We start from the raw sequence: 21,202 nt of genomic DNA on the forward strand, positions 1-21,202 counted from the left end.
GAATCGTCAGTCATGATCACCGTCGAGCACCTCACGAAGAGATATGGCGACTACGTCGCCGTCGACGACGTCTCGTTCGCCTGCAAGCCCGGCCGTGTCACCGGCTTCCTCGGGCCCAACGGCGCGGGCAAGTCGACCACCATGCGGATCATCGCCGGACTCACTCCGGCCACGGCCGGATCTGCGACCATCGCCGGCGTCGAGTACCGCGACATCCACAATCCGGCGACTCAGGTCGGAGTCCTGCTCGACGCATCCGCCCAGCACGCAGGCCGGACCGGTGCCGAGATCCTGCGACTGTCCGCGATGACCATGGGCCTCGACCGCAGCCGCATCGACGAGGTCCTGAACCTGGTGAGCCTCACGCCGCAGGAGGCGGGGCGCCGGGTCCGCAACTACTCGCTCGGCATGCGCCAGCGGCTCGGCATCGCCAACGCCCTGCTGGGCGATCCGCGGATACTCATCCTCGACGAGCCGGTCAACGGCCTCGATCCCGCGGGAATCCACTGGATGCGCACCCTGCTGCGCAACTACGCCGACCGCGGTGGCACCGTCCTGCTGTCGAGCCACCTGCTCCACGAGATCGAGATCATCGCCGACGATCTCATCGTCATCGGGCAGGGTCGCATCGTGGCGCAGGGCACCAAGGAGCAGTTGCTCGCGGGCACCGGCACCCGAGTCAAGGCCGTCGACGACGCCGCGCTCGGACGCGCGTTGGCCGCGGCCCAGGTGGTCGCGCACCCCGCTGCCGACGGCGGCTTCCACGTGGAAGCCGAACCGACCGTCGTCGGCCGGGTGGCGCTCGACGCCCAGATCCACCTCGTGGAGCTGCGGCCGGGCGACAACACCGGCTTGGAGGCGATGTTCTTGCAGCTCACGCAGCAGACCCAGCGTGAGCAGCCCGTCAACCAGGGAGTCTTCCGATGACCACCACGTATGCGGCCGTCGATCAGACGGCCAAGCCGATCCCGCTCAGCCGCCTGATCCGCGTCGAACTGCGCAAGCTCGTCGACACCCGCGCCGGCTTCTGGCTGATCGCGTCGATGGGTCTCATCTCGGTCGTGATCATGGTGGTCATGCTGATCACCACCGGCAACTCCACCGACAACGGTGACGGCGCCGGCTTCGCCGACTTCTTCGGCATCATGAACACCCCGACCGGCTTCCTGCTGCCGGTGATGGCGATTCTGCTGGTGACCTCCGAGTGGAGCCAGCGCGGCGCCCTGATCACGTTCACCATGGAACCGCGACGTGAACGGATCGTGGTCGCCAAGCTGGTGACCTCGCTCGTCGCCGCACTGGCCGCAGTCGCCTTCGCCCTGATCGTCGGCGCCATCGGCAATGTGATCGTCGGGGCCGCATACGGCGACCCGAACGGTTCGTGGTCGTTCCCGGCCGCCGGGCTGACCGGCGCGGTGATCCTCCAGATCACGGGTCTGCTCCTCGGCTTCGGTTTCGCCGCGCTGTTCCTGAACACACCGGCCGCGATCGTCGCCTACTTCGTCCTGCCCAACGCCATCGGCCTGGTTCTGGAACTGGTTCCGGCGCTGCGCGACCACCATGTGGGCGACTGGATCAGCACGAGCACATCGTCCGGCCCGCTGATGTCCGACTCCTGGCCGACGGGAGCCGAATGGGCACACTTCCTGGTGGCTCACGCCATCTGGATCGGCATCCCCATCACCCTGGGCATCTACCGAATCTTGCGTTCGGAGGTCAAGTGACCTCAAGCGGTCACCTGACCTGGAAGAGCTGAACGCAATGCCGACTGGCGCACCCGAAACCTCTCCCCGGGTGCGCCAGTCATCTTTCTGCTGTCACCCCGTCTCCGCCGCCTGTCGGCCGGACGGGCGCACGACTTCGCGGTGACCGGCGTCGATCCGCCGCGTCCAGCCGCGCGCATCGAGGTTCTCGAGCAGCGGGATCGCGACACGGCGCGAGGTGCGCAGTGCCTGCCGCGCCTGCGAGGTGGTGAAAGGCTGCGGCAGCCGGGCCAGTTCGCGCATCGCCCGCGCCGGCGCGGTGGGCAGCAATACCAGCCCGTCGCCGAGCCGGAGAAGCCTCCCGGCGCGGTCGGCGGCGGCGAGTTCGCGCACGCCCAGCCCCAGAGCCGCCAGGTCGTCGGCCTCCGGAGCCGCGAACGGATCGGCCGCGAGACGCTTCTCGAGTGCGCAGACTCCCGCTTCGGCGGGGCCGAGATCGGACCTGCGCTCCGGAAGCGACAGCAGACCGCCGCGGGCCGCCACGCCGGCCCCGTCGACCACAGCGCCGAGCAGCGCCGGGTCGGGTAACGAGAGCAGATCCCGCGCCGCGCCGTACGACAGTCCCGCCGCCAACGGGTCGCGGTCATGCAGTTCCGTGACCGCGCTACGCAGTCGCATCTGCCAGTGATGCATCAGCCGCGTCGTCACCCACCACTCGCCCACCGCCTCGACCCCGTCGGGCACCACCCCGGTCTCCAGGCCGAGGTCGTCGAGTCGGGTACGTCGGACCGCGCCCCGCCGCTGCACCTCGGCGAGGGCGGCGGCGTCCTGTGCCAGACCGGCGAGCGCTCCCGCCCGCCGCCGCGCGTCGCCGCGCCGGACGAGTTCGGGCGGATCGACGTCCAGTACCCGCACGCCGCCGAGGATCCGTCCCGCGCCGGGATCGCGCAGCGCCAGGCGGTCGTCCCGCTGGAGCGGGAGTCCCCTCGCCAGGGTGAGGCGAAGGTGGTCGCCGTCGAGCGGGCGCACGCGCACCGGCACCGCCACCGTGCCGATGTGCGCTGTGAGCCACTCCGGAAGTTCCCGCGGGCCCATCCCCGGCCCCACACGGCAGACGTCGACGAGAGTCGTCACCGGCCAGGCGCCCGGAGTGAGCAGTGCGTCGCCGCGGTGAATCGCATCGTGGGCGACGCCGCGGAGGTTCACCGCGGTACGGCTCACCGGCCGCGCGGCGTCGAGCGGCCTGCCGTGCGACTGGAGTCCGCGGACGGTCACTTCACGACGACCGTCTCTGCCGAACAGGTCCAGACGCTCGCCCGAAGCGAGTGCCCCGGCCTCGAGTGTCCCGGTGACCACGGTGCCCGAGCCGGTGACGGTGAATGCACGATCGACCCACAGCCGTACTCGTCCGGACCGCGGCTGCGGCAGTGCCGAGAGCATCCGGTCCAGCGCGCCGCGCAGATCGTCGAGCCCGGTGCCGTCACGGGCCGAGACGGCGACCGCCTCGGCGTCGGCGAGTCCGGTGTTCGCCAATTCGTGCCGCGCCTGCGCGGTGACCTCGGCGATCCGGTCCGCCGACGCCCGATCGGTCCGGGTCACCACGATCAGTCCGCGGTCGACGCCGAGCGCGGCAAGCGCATCACGGTGATCTGAGGACTGTTCGCGCCACCCCTCGTCTGCGGCGACCACGAAGCACACGGCGGGGGCCGGTCCCAGCCCGGCGAGCATGTTCGTCAGGAACCGCTCGTGGCCCGGCACGTCGACGAAGCCCACCTCCCGACCCGAGGGCAGCACGGTCCAGACGAAACCCAGGTCGATCGTGAGACCGCGCCGCCGCTCCAGTTCCCAGCGGTCCGGCTCCATCCCGGTCAGCGCTTTCACGACAGTCGACTTGCCGTGGTCGACGTGTCCCGCGGTTGCGACGACGAACACTGGGGTCAGTCCGCCCGCATGGCGGCGCGGACGGCCTCGGCGAGCCGCGAGTCGTCCGCCTCCGGAACGCAGCGCAGGTCGATCAGTGTGAACCCGTCGTGCACGCGCGGCAGCACCGACGGCGTCCCGGTCCGCAGCCGCGCGGCTATCGACTCCGGCAGCCGGACCGCGTAGCCGGGCAGCGGAACTCCCGGAGCACCGCCGCCGCCCACGCGGCCGTCGTGCTCGACGACGGTCCCGTCCACGGCCGCCGCCAGCGCCTGCGCTCGCGCCCGCAGACGCTCCGGATCGGCGTGCAGGTATTCGACCACCGGCGCGGTGGGTCCGGCGACCGTCGCTTCGAGCGCGGCCAGCGCCAGCTTGTCGATTCGCACCGCACGCGCCAGCGGATGCCGCGACAGCCGCTGCACCAGATCTGCCCGCCCCAGGACCAGGCCGGCCTGCGGCCCGCCGAGCAGTTTGTCGCCGCTCGCGGTCACCAGATCCGCACCGTCGTTCAGCATCGTCGCCGCATCCGGTTCGTCGGGCAATGTCCGATCCGGCGCCAGCAGTCCGGAGCCGACGTCCACGACGAGCGGCACGCCCCGGTCCCGCGCCACCTGCGCCAGCTCGCTCACCGGCGCGGCCGAGGTGAATCCGGACACCGTGAAGTTGCTGGGGTGAACCTTGAGCAGACACCCGGTGTCCGGACCGATCGCGTCGGCGTAGTCGGAGAGATGCGTGCGATTGGTGGTGCCGACTTCGCGGAGCCGGGCCCCGGTCGACGCGATCAGGTCGGGCAGCCGGAACCCGGCTCCGATCTCGATCAGTTCACCGCGGGAGACGACGACTTCACGGCCGGCGGCCAGCGCCGTGGTCGCGAGCACCAGTGCCGCCGCACCGTTGTTCACCGCCAGTGCGTCACCGGCCGCCGGGCACGCGGCGAGCAACGCGGAGCGGGTCCGGGCGCCCCGCTTGCCTCGGACCCCCGATTCCAGGTCCAGTTCCACATCGACGTAGCCGGCGGCATCGACCATCGCCGACACCGCGGCCCGGCTGAGCGGGGCGCGCCCGAGATTGGTGTGGACCACGACGCCGGTGGCGTTGAGTACCGGCGTCTGCGCCCAAGCCCGCGCTCGGGTGAGGTCGGCGATCACCGCGGCAGCCACTTCCTGCGGCGGCAACTCACCTCGGCGTGCCCTCTCCTGTATCGCGCGGACACGCTCGACGACTGTGTCCGCCGACAGGCGCCGACGAGCCGCCGCTACCTCCGGCAACGCCAGCAGAGCATCCGTGCGCGGAATCAATCTGCGCGGGTCATGCTGCGGCGCAACCTGATTCACTCAGTCTCCTGGTCACTCGACGAGAGAGTTTGGCGGAGACGGACGGGAATCGAACCCGCCAGACCGAGATACTCGACCTCACCGGTTTTGAAGACCGGGGGGCCCACCAGGAACCCAGACGCCTCCGCAGACCAACATAGCCGTCTACGCTCGGCCGTGTGACTCAGGTTAAGCGACTGACCGACTACGCCCACGGCGGAGGGTGCGCCTGCAAGATCCCGGCGGGCGAGTTGGAGGACGCGGTGCGCGGCCTCGTCGGACAGCGATCTCCCGATGTGCTGGTGGGTCTCGACGACGGCGACGACGCCGCCGCGGTCCGCGTCGCCGACGGTCTGGCGGTGCTGTCCACCGCCGACTTCTTCACTCCCGTCGTCGACTCCGCCTACGACTGGGGCGCGATCGCCGCGGCCAACGCCCTGTCGGACGTCTACGCGATGGGCGGGCGGCCGGTGGTGGCCGTCAACCTGGTCGGCTGGCCTCGCGAGGTGCTGCCGATGGAACTGCTGACGGAGGTGCTGCGCGGCGGGCTCGACGTCGGTGCCCAGGCCGGATGCCCGGTGATCGGCGGTCACACCATCGACGACCCCGAGCCCAAGTACGGCATGGCGGTCACCGGCGTCGCCGACCCCGACCGTCTCCTGCGCAACGACGCCGCCGAGCCGGGGCTCCCTCTCACGCTGACCAAACCCATCGGCGTCGGCTTGCTGAACAATCGGCACAAGCGGACCGGCGAGGTGTTTCCCAGCGCGATCGCGTCGATGACCGCACTCAACCGCGACGCGGCCGACGCCGCCGTGGCGAACGGCGTCCAGGCCGCCACCGACGTCACGGGCTTCGGTCTGCTGGGCCACCTCTACAAGATGTGCCGCGCGTCCGGCGTGAGCGCCGTGGTGGAGGCCTCGGCGGTGCCGGTACTCGACGGCGCTCTCGACGCCCTCCGCGACGGCTACGTCTCCGGCGGGACGCGACGCAACCTGGACTGGGTGCGCCCGCACCTCGGCGCGGGCGCCGGGGTGAGCGAAGACGATCTGCTGCTGTTGGCCGACGCCCAGACCTCCGGCGGTCTGCTGGTGGTCGGTGAAGTGCCCGGCCATCCGGTGATCGGGCACACCGTGGCCGGCGGAGCGCCGGGCATCACAGTCCGGTGATCGAGTCTCCCGTCACCCCCGCCGCACGGCGGGCCGCGAGCCTGCGCTTCTGCGGTTCGATCGTGTAGCGCGGGTCGCGCGCCGACTCCAGGCCCGCATGAAAGACGCCGAATCGGGTACAGGTGGACGCCGCGACCAGCGCTCCACCGGCCGCCGCTGCCAGCGCCCGCCGGCCCCGGCCCTGCCGACCGCCCGCGATCAGCGCGCCCACGCCGCCGGCCACCGCGAGCCGCTCGGCCCAGCGCATCAGCTTCCCCGGCCCGCCGTGGTGGAGGGGTTCGGCGGCCACCGGGTCCATCCGCTGCTCCATCAGCCGCGTCGCCGCGACGTCGCCGATCACACCGAGAACAGCCAGATTGCGGGCCGGTCCCGCTTCCGCTGCGGGCGTGGTGATCAGTGCGAGACCGCCCGCGGCCAAGCTCGCGGAACTGACGAACACGAAGGGAAGATCCCGGTGCATCGCATTCCACGTCGGCATCGCGGTGTCGCCGAGCAGGACCGCGGTGTACGCGGCCAGCGGGGCACCCATCGCGGCCGCCCCCAGTCCCGCCGGGCCCTCGAGTGCCCGGAGCAGCGGTCGGAGCCGGCCGAGCGGCAGCCGATCACCCGTCAGTGCGTCGGCCTCCGACGCGGCGGCCACCCCGATCATCCCGCTGTACCCCATCAGAATCCATGAGCCGACGCTCATCGGCGAGGTGACCTTGAAGGTCCTCATCATGTGCAGGAACCGCTCCGGCCGGCCTAGATCGGCGACGAGCGCCACAGCTCCGGCCCCCGCGGCGCCGAGCCCCGCCAGTCGCGCATTGCGGCGCAACACCTTCCGTCCGGTGAGCTGAGCACCCGCGGCGAGCAGTCCGGAGCCGCCGGCGATCCCGCCGAGCACCAGATACGCACCGACGGGCGTCTCCCAGGGCGGCGCCTTGACGACGGGGTGCCCGTAGTAGCCGTTCTCATCGAGATGCTCCACCTGCGCCTGCGGCACCATCAACTCGTCGCCGCGGCGACCGCCGCCCCTGCGACGCCTCCCCCGCTGCGGACGCTGCGGACGCGGCGGACGGAACTGGCCGTATTCGGAACTCGTCACGGTCGCCGGTCCCTTCGCGAGCCGAGGAACGACAGCACGGCGGCGCCCACCATCCCGGCCACCGCCGCACCGGCGCGCCGGTACATCCGGGGCAGATCGGCGGTGCACACACGGGGGTCGGGCGGCAGTCCGTACACCTCCGGCTCGTCGAGCAGCAGGAACACCGACCCGGTGCCGCCGACGCCGTCGTGCTCGTTGGCGCCGTACAGCCGCGCCTCGGTCATGCCCTCGGCGTGCAGTTGCGCCACTCGCTCGTGCGCTCGTTCCACCATGTCCGTGCGCCGGCCGAAGGAGATCGACGTGGTGGGGCACGTCTGTGCGCAGGCGGGCGTCTGGTCGTCTCGCAGGCGGTCGTAGCACAGCGTGCACTTCTGTGCGACGCCCCGATTCGGGATCTCGGGCTGCTCACCCTTGCGGTCGCCCTCGCGGACGGTCGGCGCCACCGTGCCGTCGCTGCGGCGCTCCACCACCCCGAAGGGGCAGCCGGCCACGCAGGTGCCGCAGCCGTTGCAGATGTCGGCCTGCACCACCACGGTGCCGAACTCCGTCCGCATCATCGCGCCGGTGGGGCACACGTCGAGGCAACCGGCGTGCGTGCAGTGCTTGCAGACGTCTGAGGACATCAGCCATCGGAATTCCGGCGTGTCCGGCGGCGTCGTATCCGGTGACGGCGAACTCGGCGCCGGCGGGTCGAGGGGGTCGGCACCGCGGACCTGCGGCATACCCAGGTCCGCCAGCCCGGCGCCCGAGGCTCGTGCCGTGGCGATGCGGTCCGCGTCCTGCTCGACGAAGGCGACATGCCGCCACGTGCTGGCACCGAGAGACACGGAGTTGTCGTACGACATTCCGGTGAACTCGAGGTCGCCGTCTCTCGGGTTGCCGTTCCACTCCTTGCACGCCACCTCGCAGGCTTTGCAGCCGATGCAGATCGAGGTGTCGGTGAAGAAGCCGCGCCGGTCCTCGTGAGGATGCCAGTGCGCATCAGCGCTCGGATCGGTCGGTCCGGTCAGCTGGCCCATCACTGCTCCTCTCGCGGCGTGAGACGGCTGTTGTCCGTCTCGACGGTGGCCCCGGACCGTCGCTGGTAGTCGCGTACCAGCGCATCGGCGGCGGCACCGCGCGGACGACGCCCCGCGATGACCGCACACGAACCCACCTTCGACTCCTGAATGAAGACGTTCGGATCCATCGTGACACCGACGAGGTCGTTGGCGGCGTCACCGCTGACCACCGCGTCGTTGCCCACACCCCAGTGATACGGCAGACCCACCTGGTGCACCACGCGGCCGTTGATCTCCAGCGGCCGCATCCGGTCGGTGACCAGCACCCGGGCCTCGATCACACCGCGCGGCGAGACGATCGTCGCCCATCCCTGCGCGGTCAGCCCGCATTCGGCGGCCAGTTCCGGAGAGACCTCGCAGAACATCTCCGGCTGGAGTTCGGAGAGGTACGGCGACCATCGACTCATGCCGCCCGCCGTGTGGTGCTCGGTGAGCCGGTACGTCGTGAAGACGTACGGGTAGACGCCGGCACCCGGGTCGCCGGCACTCGGCGCGTCGAGATTGTCCTCGCGGGGGAGCATCACCCTGGCGGGCGACTGCTGCTGCGGATACAGGGCGTTGCGGACCGGCGACTCCTGCGACTCGTAGTGCGTCGGCATCGGACCGTCGACCAGACCGTTCGGCGCGAACAGCCAGCCCTTCCCGTCCGCCTGCATGATGAACGCGTCGTCGCCGCCGATGGCGTCGGCACCGATCGCCCCCTCCGGCGGCACCGTCCCCGGCGCGCGGTCGATCGGGAAGTCCGGAACATCCGATCCGGTCCACCGTCCGGCGTCCACGTCCCACCAGACGTACTTCTTGCGTTCGCTCCACGGCCGGCCCTGCGGGTCGGCCGACGCCCGGTTGTAGAGGATGCGGCGGTCGGACGGCCACACCCAGCCCCAGTCGGACTGCGTCACACCGCCACCGCCGCCGGGGGTGCGCCGCGCGGCCCTGTTGACCCCGCCGGCGTAGACGCCCGCGTAGATCCAGCACCCGGAGATCGTGGAGCCGTCGGAACGCAACTCGGTGTAGGAGTCGATCGGTTCGCCGGCGTTCGGCCCCGTCAGATGACGGCCGTTGATCTCGGCGAGCACCGCCTCCGGGTCCACGTCACCGTGTTCGTTGCGGCGGTAGTCCCAGGTCAGATCCTGGAGGGGACGGTCGCGCGGGTCGGTCGAGTCGGCCACGCGTTCCCGGATGCGCCTGCCGAGTTCGTAGTAGAAGTCGAGTTCGCTCTGCGCGTCGCCGGGTGGGGCCACCGCCTGGTGGCGCCACTGCACCATGCGCTGCGTCTGAGTGAACGAGCCGGCCTTCTCGACGTGGGTGGCGGCCGGCAGGAAGAAGACCTCGGTGGCGATGTCCTCGGTCTTCAGTTCGCCCGAGTCGATCTCGGGCCCCTCCTTCCACCAGGTGGCGCTCTCGATCATGTTCAGATCACGCACCACCAGCCACTTGAGCTTGGACATCGCCATCCGCTGTTGGCGGCTGTTGGCCGATCCGACGGCGGGGTTCTGACCGACGATGAAGTAACCGTCGACATTGCCCTCCAGCATCTCCACCACGGTCTGGTATGTGCCCGCCGGTCCGGTGAGCCGCGGCAGATAGTCGAAGCACCAGTCGTTCTCGGCTGTCGCCGACTCACCCCACCACGCCTTGAGCAGACTCACCGCGTAGTCCTCGGCATACGCCCAGAATCCCTTGCCGGACGCCGGCCGCACCGTCGCGAGGTAGTCGTCGAACGTGTTGTGCTTGCCCGCGGACGGCATCGGCAGGTAGCCGGGAAGCAGATCGAACAGCGTCGGAATGTCCGTGGAGCCCTGGATGCTCGCGTGACCGCGCAACGCCATGATTCCGCCACCGGGACGTCCGACGTTGCCGAGAAGCAACTGCAGAATGGCAGCCGTGCGGATCACCTGGGCGCCCATCGTGTGCTGAGTCCACCCGGTCGCGTAGCCGAAGCATCCGGTGCGTTCGGGGCCCGAGTTGTCGGCCAGCGACCGTGCGAGGTACTCGAACTCCGCTTCGGCGATGCCGCACATCTGCGTCACCGTCTCCGGGGTGTAGCGGGAGTAGTGCCGCTTCAGGATCTGGAACACGGTGCGCGGATCCTGCAGCGTCTCGTCCCGCCCGCCGGTGTACTGCCAGGTGGCGCGATCGTAGGTGCCGGACTCCTCGTCGAAGCCGGAGAAGAGACCGTCCAGGTCGTCGGTGTCCCGGTAGTCCTCGCTCACCAGAGTCGCCGCGTTGGTGTACGCGACGACGTACTCGTGGAAGTAGCGCTCGCGGGTGATCATGTAGTTGATCAGCGCACCCAGCAGCACGATGTCCGATCCCGCCCGGATCGAGATGTGCTTGTCGACCACCGCCGACGTGCGGGTGAAACGCGGATCGACGTGGATCACGCGGGCACCGCGCGCCTTCGCCTCAGTGACCCATTGGAATCCGACGGGATGCGCTTCCGCCATGTTGCCGCCCATGAGCACGATGCAGTCGGCATTGGCCATGTCCTGCAAGAACTGGGTGGCACCACCGCGGCCGAACGAGGCTCCCAGACCGGGAACCGTGGCGGAGTGTCATATCCGCGCCTGATTCTCGATCTGAATCGCGCCCGCGGCGGTGAAGAGCTTCTTGATCAGGTAATTCTCTTCGTTGTCTAGCGTCGCCCCGCCGAGTGAGGCCACACCCATGGTGCGGCGCAAGGGGTTTCCGTGCTCGTCGACGTCCTGCCAGTGCCTGCGACGGGCTTCGAGGAAGCGGTCGGCGATCATGTCGATCGCGGTGTCCCGATCCAGGTCCTGCCACTGCGTGGCGTACGGGGCGCGGTAGCGGACCGTGGTCTGCCGGAGCGGGTTGTTCACCAACTGCTCGCTCGACGCCCCCTTCGGACAGAGTCGCCCGCGCGAGATCGGGGAATCCGGATCGCCCTCGATGGCGATGACCCGCTCATCCTTGACGTACACCCGCTGACCGCACCCGACCGCACAGAACGGGCAGACGCTCTGCGCCATCCGGTCCGCCGTGGCGGTGCGTGACTGCATCGCCTTGGTGCGCGGCGACTCCACCGCGGGGCCTCGGCCCAGCACGTCACCCGACCGCAGTTGCCGGAACACCGGCCACTCTAGGGGACTGAACCTGGACACGTCCCCAACCCTATCGCGTCGGCGCGCTCGGGCCGGCCGGATCGATCCGGAAATCGGCCGTCATCGTCGCTCGACGCGGCTCTCGGTCTCGACGGGCTCTTCCCGCAGCGGCATCCGCGACCAGAACACGTAGCCGATCACCACGCAGGCGAACCAGACGGCGCCGACGATCAGGGCGATCCGTCCGTCCTCGGTGAAGAACAGCAGAACGAAGACCAACGCCAGGAACGCCAGTGCCGCCCACGTCGTGTAGGGCGCTCCGGGCACCCGGTAATCGGATTCGGGCAGTTCCCCGCTCTTGACCTTCGCCCGGAACCGCATCTGGCAGATCAGGATGGTGGACCACACGACGATGATCCCGACGGTCGAGACCGAGGTGATGTACGAGAACGCGTGATCGGGATCGATCGCGTTCACGACCACGCCGAGGACCATCACCAGGGCACTGAGCACGATTCCGGCCACCGGCACCTTCCGGCTCGACAAGCGGTCGAGACCGTGCGGCGCGTCGCCGCGCTGTGCCAGCGAACGGAGCATGCGGCCGGTGGAGTAGATGCCGGAGTTGCAGGACGAGAGCGCCGCGGTCAACAGGATGAAGTTGACCAGACCGGCCGCGCCGGGCAGGCCGATGTATTGGAACACCGCGACGAACGGGCTCTCTCCGGCGTGGAAGTTCCGCCATCCGCGGACCGACAGGATCACCAGGATCGCACCGACGTAGAAGATGCCGATGCGGAAGGGCACCGAGTTGATGGCCTTGCGCAGCGTGACCCTCGGGTTCTCCGCCTCACCCGCGGTGACGCCGACCAGTTCCACACCGACGTAGGCGAACATGACGATCTGCAGGCTCAGCAGCGCATTGGTGAAACCGGTGGCGAAGAACCCGCCGTCGTTCCAGAGGTTGGTCACCGAGGGCCCCTCGGCCGGACCGAAGCCGGCGATCGGCAACAGGACTCCGATGCCGACGATGATCATGCCGAGGATCGCCGTCACCTTGATCGCCGAGAACCAGAACTCGGCACGGCCGAACAGGCCGACCGAGATCAGGTTCGCGCCGAACAGGATGACGAGAACCGTCAGCGCGGTCACCCAGCCGGGGATCGCCGGCCACCAGTAGTTGACGTACTTACCCGCCACGGTGATCTCGGCCATGCAGGTGGTGGTCCACACCGCCCAGTACGTCCAGCCCTGGCTGAAGCCGGCGAACCGCCCGAGGAATTCGTCGGCGTACTCGCTGATGCCTCCGGACACCGGCCGGTAGATCAGCAGTTCGCCGAGTGCGCGCATCACGATGAAGATCGCGAGGCCCGCGAGCGCGTAGGCGAGCAGCAGCGCCGGCCCGGCCTTCTCGATCGCTCCGCCCGAGCCGTAGAACAGGCCCGTGCCGATGGCACCGCCGATGGCGATCATCTGGACCGTACTCGCGGTCAGTCCGCGCTGATAGCCCTCGTCGGGAGCGCGTTCTTCGCTCGCCACCGTCATTCGGTCACCCCTTCCAGCGTCACACCGTTCAGGGGGACAATTTACGACGTCCTTTGACCCTCGTCACAATCGGACAGCCGCAGGGCCCTCGGTAGGCTCGACCCATGAGCTTCACCGGATTCCCCGAGGCTGCGCTCGACTTCTACGACGATCTCGAGATCGACAACAGCAAAGTGTTCTGGGAAGCACACCGCGACGTCTACCAGTCCAGCGTCGCCGCGCCGATAGTCGCGCTGACCGACGAACTCGCCGACGAGTTCGGTCCGGCGAAGGTGTTCCGCCCGTATCGGGACGTCCGGTTCTCGAAGGACAAGACCCCGTACAAGACCCATCAAGGCGCGTTCGTGGCGGTCGGACCCGCGACCGGCTACTACGTCCAGATCTCGGCCCCGGGAGTGCGCGTGGCCGCCGGCTTCTATCACGCCGACCCCGACACTCTGGCCGCCATTCGCCGCGCCATCGACGACGACCTCCACGGAGCCGAGCTCGAGAAGATCGTCGACACCCTGGAACGCAAGGGGTGGGAGGTGGGCGGCGACCGTGTCAAGACCTCGCCGCGCGGCTGGAGCGCCGACCACCCGCGGATCGACCTGTTGCGGTACCGGTCGTTGACCGTGAGCCGTGACTACGGTTTCGACGAGGTGATCCACTCCCCCGCGCTGGTCGACCGGGTTCGGAAGGACTGGCGTCAGACGAGGCCGCTGGTCGACTGGCTGGTCCGGCGCGTCGGTTGACCGACGGCCGGCCGGGGTTCAGAGATCGAGCATCGCGGCAGCGACCTCGCCGCTCGCCTGCTCGGGCAGTCCGGTACCCAGGTCGTCCAGGATGAGCAGCCGTGCGCCGGGTATCTCCGCGGCCAGGGCTCGACCGTTGCCCACCGGGAAGAACGGATCGAGCCGGCCGTGGACGACGAGCGTCGGCATCCGGATCTCGCCGAGGTGCTCACGCCAGCGCGGTGCACAGTCGAGCCGGGCGAAGACGGTGCCGCGCTGGTTCGCCATGTGCACGGCAGGATCCTTCGACGGCGTTCGATCCCAGATCCGACCGGCGAGACGGCCTGCCTGATCCGGGTCGTTGTGAAGGAGCGGCGCGCTCTCGGCTGCATGCGCTACGACGGCCGTGCGATCGGCCCAGTCCGGGCTCGGTCGCGAGAACAGCGCCGCCATCACGTTCGCGTCGTGATCGGGCAGATCGTCGTCGACCGGACCCGGCGCGACCGCCCTGGTGCCGACGAGGGTGAGCGCGGTGAACACATCCGGGAAGTCGAGTCCCGCGACCTGAGCGACCATGCCACCGACACCCAGCCCACCCATGTGCGCGTTGTCCGCTCCGAGCACCCGCACGAGCGCTGCTGCGTCGCCTGCGAGATCGCGAAGGTCGTAGTCGGGGGCCTCGGGGTCGCTGTCGGCACGTCAGCCCCGCTCGCGCATCACACCGAAGTGCCGGACCGAGCCGGACAAGCCGGGGAGCTCTCTGACGGGCGACCACGTGCGCATTCCGTCGGTGCTGTCGGAGTAGACGTACTTCCCCGCCTTGTACGCGTCGAGATAGATGCGCCAGGCGCCGTTCGGCAACTGCGTCACCGCGGGTCCCTCGACGAATGAACCCCAATCGCCGGGTGCCACGAACCGGTACGGCCCGGCGAGCTTCGACGACACCGCGTGCTGCACGTACTTGTGCGTCTCGTTCTTGGTGAAGGCGTGGTAGGTGGCCCCGACCTTCACGATGGTGGTGTCGATGTGGTCGGCGCCGATGCCGGCGATCGGCACCGGCATGCTCCACAGACGCAGAGACGGCTCCAAAGCGGTCATGACGTAGGGCACGAAGCCGCCGCCGGTGGACATCGACAGGACGACGTGGACCCGCCCGCCTTCGACGAACCATTCGGGCGCCCACGCCTTCGTCGTGAAGGGCGACAGTGACGGGGCGCTCTTCAACGCGGTCGAACCCGACGATCCCGGAATGTTCATCGACCCGGTGCCGTCGCCGGTCCCGGGAAGCAGTGCGCAGCAGAACGGGACCGGATAGTTGCCGATCGGCGTCCAGTTCACCCGATCACGGCTGCGGGCGAAGCCGATGTTCGCGCCGTCTGCGGTGGTGTACGTGACGTAGTACATGCCGTCGGTGTTCCGGAACACGCTCGGGTCGCGGACCCGGCCGGTCGGCGGACGGTAGGCCGCCTTCCGCACCGGCTTGAACTGTGTGCCGTCGCTGGACCCGTACACGTCCATGGCTCGGTCGGTGCCGTTGCTGAACCCGACCATCGTGTACTTCCAGCCGGTCGGCGCCGCATCGCTGCGGCCCGGGCCTGCCAGCAACTGCCCGACCGCTGCGAGCACGACGACCGACACGGCGAGGAGACGAGTGCGCTTCACTGACATCACTGAAGCAGTATGTCCTCCGGTCGCCGGCGGCGGGTGCTCGTTGGCTCAACATCGCGGACGGATCTCGGTACAGTGAGTGCGTGCCCGTGAGGATGGATAACGTCGGCATCGTCGTCGAAGATCTCAGCGCGGCCATCGAGTTCTTCAGCGCCCTCGGACTGTCGCTCGACGGCCAGGCCGTCGTGGAGGGTCCCTGGGCGGGCCGGGTGACCGGTCTCGTCGAGCAGCGGGTGGAGATCGCGATGATGGCGACCCCCGACGGGCACAGTCGGCTCGAACTGTCGCGGTTCATCGAACCGGACGTCGTCGCCGATCACCGGAGGGCTCCGGTGAATGCACTCGGCTACCTGCGCGTGATGTTCGCGGTCGACGATCTCGACGAGACGCTGGAGCGCCTGCGTCCGCACGGCGCCGAGATCATCAGCACCGAGATCGTCCGGTTCGAGGACAGTTACCGGCTCTGTTACATACGCGGGCCCGAGGGCATCCTCGTCGGCCTGGCGCAGGCCCTCACCTGACCGGCCCCGACGGCTCAGAGCTCTCGTTTGAGACCGACGTGCTCGGCCCGGTAACCGGCCCGGGCGTAGAAGGCACGCGCACGGATGCGCGCCTCATCGGTGGCGAGTTGGGCCAGGTGTGCCCCGTGCGCGCGACCGTGAGCGTGCGCCCAATCGAGCATCGCACTCCCGAGTCCGCGGGAGCGCTCTGCTTCGGCGACGCGGAGACCCTCGATCTGCAGCCGCGTGGTGCCGCCGCGCGAGAGGCCGCCGATCACCGTCAGTTGCATCGTCGCGACGGTCCGATCCCGCTCGTCCCGGACCACAGCGAGGTAGTGGGCACGGTCTCGGACCAGGACGTCGAACGCCGCTTCGTACCGTTCCAGTTCGGCGCCTTCGCGATCGCGCCCGATCTCGTCGTCGGAGAGCAGGTCGACGATCGCCGGGACGTCCGACCGTCGCGCCCGCTGAACGCGGAATGTCCGACCGCTCACGCGCAGCACGTCGCCCGCGGACGATCGTGACCTCTCCTGCAGGCGCGCGACGAGCAGATCCAGCCACCCGCCGACGTTGGTCCTGGCCTCCGCGGTGTCCGGATAGCGGCACCGCAGATGCAGGCCGGCCTCGTCGAGGATGAACCACAGCATCACACCGTCGGTTCGGATCACGGCGCCCACGTACTGGGCGTCGATCCGCGCCGAATCGATCCGAACCGGCAGCCGGCGCAGGTCGAGCCACGACACCGCGAACATCCCGGGTGCCTCGGGCATGTCACCGCCCCACGGTTCCAGAATCTCTCGCAGCGGCCAGGATCCGAGGCGGACCGCCTCGCGGACGGCTTCGGCGCAGGCCGACGGGGCGGGGTCGCACGATTCGATGACGGAGTTGGTGATGAACCAGCCGACCGACTCGTGCCAGGCCGCGTCGTAGCGGCTGTGCACGGGGAACACGGCGCGCAGTGGCGTTCCCGCCAGTTCCCGCGTCACCGACGTCATCACCGACACCGCGGCCGAGAGCGTGGACACGCCGTCGGCCCGAGCCTGCGCCGAGAACGCGGCGCTGTCGTCGACGTCGAACACATCGCGGACCTCCACGCGTTCGGCGCTCGGTTCCGCCGTGCCCAGCGGCAACGGGAACCGCGGCATCACGTCGCCGCCGGCGGCGAGGATCTGCGCCCATCGCGTCCGGACGTCGGACGGAGCCGAGGGCCGGTTCGCCATCGCCCGAGTGTGCTCGACGAACGCGGGCACCTCGCCGTCGAGCGAGCCGGCCAGGGCGGCGAGGAGGTCGCGCGCCACCACCAGCATCGACCACATGTCGACATGCGCGTGGTCGGCGGCCACGACCACGGTGGGACCCGCGGCCTTCTCCAGCACGCACAGGCGGTGGGACGGTCGCGAGTAGGGCCTGCAGTGCGCGTCGAGCACCGACCGGAGCGCGTCGTTGACGGCTTGGCCGGGAGCCACCGGATGCTCGATCCACGCTCCCGCGCCGATGCGGACCTCACGCAGGCGCGGTCCCTCGCCTCCGTCGACGACGACCGTCCGGAGCGTCCCGTGCCTGTCGACGACCCGCAGCCAGGCGTCGGCGAGGCGGTCGCGCGGAATCGTCTCGGCGAGTTCGAACGAGAGCGCCATCCACGATCCCGGACGGTCGCCGGCACCGACGTGCCTGCGCTGGTCGAAGGAGAGCGGCAGGTCGTCTCCCGGAGCGGACACGGCGACGTCGTAGCCGTACAGTCGCCCGAACGGGAGACGGAGGTGGCCGACGTTGGTGAGCCGCATGAGCGGCTACGCTACCCCTCATCGCGGCGGCCGCAATCCCAGAGGAGAGCCATGACGACGTTCACCGTTCCGGGAGCCGACCTCGACGTCGAGTTCAGTGATGAGCACGGGTGGCCGGTGGTCCAGCTGCACGGCCTCACATCGAGTCGCTCACGCGACCGGACGCTGGGGCTCGACCTGGGCCGCGGCCTCAGCGGCACCCGCCTCCTGCGCTACGACGCGCGGGCGCACGGTCGGTCGACCGGGCGGCCGGAGCCCCGCGACCATCGGTGGCCGGTGCTGGCCGACGACCTGCTGCGGCTGCTCGACTCCTGGTTCCCCGGCGAGCGGGTGCACGGTGTCGGGCCGTCGATGGGCACCGGCACTCTGTTGCACGCCGCCGTCCTCGATCCCGGTCGTTTCTCCGGGCTCACGCTGGTGATCCCACCGACCGCGTGGGACAGCCGGCCCGCGATGGCCGAGATGTATCGGGCAGCCGCCGACACCGTCGAGACGGAGGGGATCGACGCGTTCATCGACGCGGGACGCACTGCACCCCGGCCCCCGGCGCTCGCGGGCACCCGCGAGACGGTGCCGGCCGTCGCCGCAGACCTGCTGCCGTCCGTTCTGCGCGGCGCCGCCCTCAGCGACCTCCCCTCGCCCGCTCACGTCGCGGCGATCGACGTCCCGACCTCGATTCTGGCGTGGACCGACGACGCCGGACATCCGCTGTCGACCGCGGAGGCGCTCGTCGACCTGCTGCCGCACGCGACTCTGACCGTGGCACGCACACCGGCAGAGATGGCACTGTGGCCGAGCCTGCTGCACCGACAGGTCGCGGAGCGACGGTGACGCGGCACGCTGAGCGCGGACCGTCAGCCACCGAGTCGGGCAGCACCGGATCGGGTAGCCTGACTCGGTGAACGACGTGCTGGACGAGGGACCGTACTTTCACGGGACGAAGGCCGACCTCGACATCGGAGACCACCTCACCGCCGGGTTCCGGTCCAACTACCGTCCCGAAGTGGTGATGAACCACATCTACTTCACCGCGCTGCAAGACGGCGCCGGCCTCGCCGCCGAACTCGCGGCCGGCGACGGCGAACCACGGGTCTACCTCGTGCAACCGACCGGCGACTTCGAGAACGATCCGAATGTCACCGACAAGAAATTCCCCGGCAATCCCACCCGGTCGTATCGCAGCGTCCACCCGCTTCGCGTGGTCGGCGAGGTCACCGATTGGAAGCGTCTCACGGCGGACGAGCTCCGAACCTGGCGCGAGCGACTGGCCGCGACTCTCGAACACGGCGGCGGCGAGATCATCAACTGAGGTCGCGCGGCGCGAGGGACCGTCACCGGACCGCGTGGACGAGGCGTACCAGCCGCATCGGCGACAAGTACTGCTGCCGGTCGAAGAAGCCGTCGTCGGTCACGTCCGCTTCGTCGATATCGGCCTCCACCCGCCACCCGTGCTCGGTGAGCCATTGCGCGACCGAGTCCGGGGACGCCGCGCATTGCCACGGCTCACCGCTCGCGCCCGCCATCGCCGCGACCGCACGTGCGTAGTCGCGGCCGGCGTCGTCACGCAGTTCCCGGCTCAGGTGGTAGTCGAAGACGAGCGCGGATCCGTCGGCCAGCGCGCTGACGTCGCCGAAGAACCTGCGGCACTCATCGGGTGCGAGGTACATGCTGACACCGAGCCAGAGCACGGTGACAGGGCGGGTGAGGTCGACTCCTGCATTGTCGAGATCGCCTACTCGCAGACCGTCGGCGAGATCAGCGGCGACGCTTGTCGCGGTGTCCGCGAGGTCGGCCTCTGCGAACAGCCGCGTCCGCCACTGCAGCACTCCCGGACGGTCCACCACCCACACCCGGTGTCTGCCGGTCTGGAGCCGCAGCGCAGTGGCGTCCAGACCGGCGCCGACCACGACGACTTGGTCGTTTCCCGTCTCGGCGAGCACCGTCTCCGCGTAGCGAGATCGCGCGCACGCGGTCAGGCGCGCGGCGGCGAGGATGGGCGCCTCGGCCAGACTGGAAATCGAGAGGCGACGGACTCGTCAGCCGACACAGTTCTTGAGCGGCGTCGTCCACGAGCAAGTGCGGTGGGTTGTCGACGAGCGCGTGCGCTGCGCGCGCTGCGGCGGAGAAGAGTGCGGTCCGGCTGAATGACGATTCTTGTTCTGTCATCGCAACTAACTACCAGGAAGAAGGCCGATATGCCAGCAGCCACGCCGATCGACGGCCCTGGACGGCGCGAGGACGGTCGATGTGCCGGTCGCCTCAGCTGCCCTGGGTCGTGTAGACGCGCTCGATTCCGGCGGTCATCCGGCCCCACTCGCTCGACGCGACCCGCCTCTGGTGCGCTCGGAACGCCGCCGCGTCGACGAACGTCTCGTCGACCGCCCACACGCCCGGCTCCGACGTCGGCAGCACCGAGAACGCGACGCATCCGGGTTCGGCCCGGGTGAGTTCGACATGTCGCGGCAGAAGTCGCTCGACGATCGCGGTCTGCGCGTCATCGCCGCAGATCAGCCTGCCGCTGACGACGACCTCAGTCATGCCGGACGACTTCCGTTGCGGGTCGAGTGCTGCTCACGTGACGAGGTCATCGGGCGCACCACATCTAGCCGAATACCAGGACGGCCTTGCCGACCGCCTTCCCTGAACGAAGCCGTTCTGCGACCTGCTGGAAGTCGGCGACGTCCACGACGGAGTCGATGACGGGCTGGATCTCGCCGCGGGCGACTGCGGGCAGCACGTCAGCGCTCAGACTTTCGAGGATCGGCACGGTCTCCCAGTCGCGGGAGAACCCGAACGAGACGCCGTGGACGGTCAGGTGCCGGTAGGACAACGCGTCGAGGTCGATCGTGGACGCGGGACCTGCGAGGCGACCGATGTTGACGACGTGACCGTCCTCGGCGGTCGCGGGAAGGCATTGCGCGAAGGTCTCGCCGGCGACATGGTCGAGGACGACGTCGGCGCCCTTGCCGCCGGTCGCGGCGAGTGTTGCCTGAGTCAGGTCCTCGTCGCCGGTGACGATCACCGTATCCGCGCCGAGACCGGCGAGAAGTTCACGCTTGCCGGAGGTACGTGTGGTCGCGACGACCGAGGAAGCGCCGAGCACCTTCGCCATCTGCACGCCGACCAGGCCGATGCCGGTGGTCGCGCCCGTGATGAGAACGCTTCGCCCCGGCACGAACCCGGCGACAGTGAGAGCACCGAACTCGGTGAGGAGCGCTGTCGGCAACGCGCAGGCGATGTCCGCGGCCAACCCCTCGGGACGGGGCAGCACGAAGCGGTGGTCCGCGATCAGGTAGTCCGCGAACGCGGACGGAAAAGTGCCCATCACCGGGTCCCCGACCTGCCAGTCGCCGGCGTCCTCTCCGAGAGCTGCGATCTCCCCCGCGTACTCGAATCCGGCGATGAACTCACGGCCGTGTCCGCCTCTGGTGGGGTCGGCCTCGGCCAGCATCGGGAGATCGGCGTTGTTGGTCGCCGCGGCGCGGTTGCGAATGAGCACCTGGCCCGGACCGGGCTCGGGAAGCGCCGCATCGGCGAGAATCCACTCGGGTCCGCGTCCGGACACAAGGGCACGCATCGTCTCGGTCATCTGCTCTCCGTTCATCACTCGGATCGTCACTCGGCGTAGACGTCCTCAACCATGTTCATGGTGGTCGAGGACCCGGGCAAGCCGCACAGAAGGT

General features: G+C 69.6%; 19 protein-coding genes and 1 tRNA gene. 7 read left to right on the forward strand and 13 right to left on the reverse strand.

Translation table 11 applies throughout. The features are described from left to right. Positions 1–12: 12 nt before the first annotated feature. Positions 13–927: an ABC transporter ATP-binding protein gene (locus tag P5P27_RS14010; protein WP_045538289.1), complete on the forward strand. Its 915-nt coding sequence runs from the start codon at positions 13–15 to the stop codon at positions 925–927. Beyond that, positions 924–1,724, forward strand: a complete 801-nt coding sequence (locus tag P5P27_RS14015) for an ABC transporter permease (protein ID WP_278124518.1) — start codon at positions 924–926, stop codon at positions 1,722–1,724. The genes P5P27_RS14010 and P5P27_RS14015 overlap by 4 nt, the downstream gene beginning before the upstream one ends. Before the next feature lie 93 nt (positions 1,725–1,817). Here the strand turns inward: P5P27_RS14015 and selB are convergent, their stop codons facing one another. The 3 genes from selB to P5P27_RS14030 form a co-directional block, all read right to left on the reverse strand. Then, on the reverse strand, positions 1,818–3,635 hold the full coding sequence (gene selB / locus P5P27_RS14020) for a selenocysteine-specific translation elongation factor (RefSeq protein ID WP_278124519.1): 1,818 nt from the start codon (positions 3,633–3,635) through the stop codon (positions 1,818–1,820). Between the two features lie 5 nt (positions 3,636–3,640). Next, on the reverse strand, positions 3,641–4,957 hold the full coding sequence (gene selA, locus P5P27_RS14025) for an L-seryl-tRNA(Sec) selenium transferase (protein ID WP_278124521.1): 1,317 nt from the start codon (positions 4,955–4,957) through the stop codon (positions 3,641–3,643). 30 nt (positions 4,958–4,987) lie between these two features. Continuing rightward, positions 4,988–5,083 (reverse strand) — tRNA-Sec (locus tag P5P27_RS14030). A gap of 32 nt (positions 5,084–5,115) precedes the next feature. Here P5P27_RS14030 and selD point away from each other — a divergent pair. Continuing rightward, on the forward strand, positions 5,116–6,105 hold the full coding sequence (gene selD / locus P5P27_RS14035) for a selenide, water dikinase SelD (RefSeq protein ID WP_278124523.1): 990 nt from the start codon (positions 5,116–5,118) through the stop codon (positions 6,103–6,105). On the opposite strand, the gene nrfD is transcribed toward selD, so the two are convergent. Genes nrfD through P5P27_RS14055 form a run of 4 tightly spaced genes read right to left on the reverse strand, consistent with a single transcriptional unit; the run spans position 6,092 to position 12,854 of the window. Further along, positions 6,092–7,189: an NrfD/PsrC family molybdoenzyme membrane anchor subunit gene (gene nrfD / locus P5P27_RS14040; protein WP_278124525.1), complete on the reverse strand. Its 1,098-nt coding sequence runs from the start codon at positions 7,187–7,189 to the stop codon at positions 6,092–6,094. The two genes, selD and nrfD, sit on opposite strands and share 14 nt — an antisense overlap. Continuing rightward, on the reverse strand, positions 7,186–8,208 hold the full coding sequence (locus tag P5P27_RS14045) for a 4Fe-4S dicluster domain-containing protein (protein WP_045539711.1): 1,023 nt from the start codon (positions 8,206–8,208) through the stop codon (positions 7,186–7,188). The genes nrfD and P5P27_RS14045 overlap by 4 nt, the downstream gene beginning before the upstream one ends. Further along, on the reverse strand, positions 8,208–11,372 hold the full coding sequence (fdnG, locus tag P5P27_RS14050) for a formate dehydrogenase-N subunit alpha (protein ID WP_278124528.1): 3,165 nt from the start codon (positions 11,370–11,372) through the stop codon (positions 8,208–8,210). The genes P5P27_RS14045 and fdnG overlap by 1 nt, the downstream gene beginning before the upstream one ends. Before the next feature lie 60 nt (positions 11,373–11,432). Further along, positions 11,433–12,854 (reverse strand): amino acid permease, encoded by a 1,422-nt coding sequence (locus P5P27_RS14055; protein WP_006895794.1) that lies wholly within the window; start codon positions 12,852–12,854, stop codon positions 11,433–11,435. A gap of 104 nt (positions 12,855–12,958) precedes the next feature. Between P5P27_RS14055 and P5P27_RS14060 the strand changes: the two genes are divergently transcribed. Beyond that, complete coding sequence (locus P5P27_RS14060) at positions 12,959–13,588, forward strand: DUF2461 domain-containing protein (RefSeq protein WP_278124531.1); 630 nt, start codon at positions 12,959–12,961, stop codon at positions 13,586–13,588. An 18-nt stretch (positions 13,589–13,606) separates the two neighbouring features. On the opposite strand, the gene P5P27_RS14065 is transcribed toward P5P27_RS14060, so the two are convergent. Together P5P27_RS14065 and P5P27_RS14070 are read right to left on the reverse strand one after the other, a co-directional pair. Beyond that, positions 13,607–14,197 carry an alpha/beta hydrolase gene (locus tag P5P27_RS14065; RefSeq protein WP_341336303.1) on the reverse strand — a complete coding sequence of 197 codons (591 nt, stop codon included), beginning with the start codon at positions 14,195–14,197 and terminating at the stop codon, positions 13,607–13,609. Positions 14,198–14,266: 69 nt separating this feature from the next. Beyond that, a complete protein-coding gene (locus P5P27_RS14070) occupies positions 14,267–15,235 on the reverse strand; it encodes a glycoside hydrolase family protein (protein ID WP_278127449.1) in 969 nt (322 codons plus the stop codon). A 95-nt stretch (positions 15,236–15,330) separates the two neighbouring features. Here P5P27_RS14070 and P5P27_RS14075 point away from each other — a divergent pair, with 95 nt between their 5' ends. After that, on the forward strand, positions 15,331–15,756 hold the full coding sequence (locus P5P27_RS14075) for a VOC family protein (protein ID WP_045539704.1): 426 nt from the start codon (positions 15,331–15,333) through the stop codon (positions 15,754–15,756). 14 nt (positions 15,757–15,770) lie between these two features. Here the strand turns inward: P5P27_RS14075 and P5P27_RS14080 are convergent, their stop codons facing one another. Further along, a complete protein-coding gene (locus P5P27_RS14080; protein ID WP_278124532.1) occupies positions 15,771–17,519 on the reverse strand; it encodes a GNAT family N-acetyltransferase in 1,749 nt (582 codons plus the stop codon). A gap of 51 nt (positions 17,520–17,570) precedes the next feature. Between P5P27_RS14080 and P5P27_RS14085 the strand changes: the two genes are divergently transcribed. Together P5P27_RS14085 and arr are read left to right on the forward strand one after the other, a co-directional pair. Next, complete coding sequence (locus P5P27_RS14085; protein ID WP_062367777.1) at positions 17,571–18,350, forward strand: alpha/beta fold hydrolase; 780 nt, start codon at positions 17,571–17,573, stop codon at positions 18,348–18,350. A 67-nt stretch (positions 18,351–18,417) separates the two neighbouring features. Next, complete coding sequence (gene arr, locus P5P27_RS14090; RefSeq protein WP_062367778.1) at positions 18,418–18,828, forward strand: NAD(+)--rifampin ADP-ribosyltransferase; 411 nt, start codon at positions 18,418–18,420, stop codon at positions 18,826–18,828. A 22-nt stretch (positions 18,829–18,850) separates the two neighbouring features. On the opposite strand, the gene P5P27_RS14095 is transcribed toward arr, so the two are convergent. The 3 genes from P5P27_RS14095 to P5P27_RS14105 form a co-directional block, all read right to left on the reverse strand. Continuing rightward, positions 18,851–19,537, reverse strand: coding sequence for a class I SAM-dependent methyltransferase (locus P5P27_RS14095; RefSeq protein WP_082084054.1), 687 nt, complete (start codon positions 19,535–19,537; stop codon positions 18,851–18,853). Between the two features lie 241 nt (positions 19,538–19,778). Beyond that, the gene (locus P5P27_RS14100) at positions 19,779–20,057 is read right to left on the reverse strand and encodes a putative quinol monooxygenase (protein WP_062367780.1); all 279 of its coding nucleotides are present in this window, start codon (positions 20,055–20,057) and stop codon (positions 19,779–19,781) included. 64 nt (positions 20,058–20,121) lie between these two features. Next, on the reverse strand, positions 20,122–21,123 hold the full coding sequence (locus P5P27_RS14105; RefSeq protein WP_278124539.1) for a quinone oxidoreductase family protein: 1,002 nt from the start codon (positions 21,121–21,123) through the stop codon (positions 20,122–20,124). Between the last annotated feature and the right edge of the window lie 79 nt (positions 21,124–21,202).

The sequence above is a fragment of the Gordonia sihwensis genome (genome assembly GCF_029632925.1).
Classification (GTDB): Bacteria; Actinomycetota; Actinomycetes; order Mycobacteriales; family Mycobacteriaceae; genus Gordonia; species Gordonia sihwensis.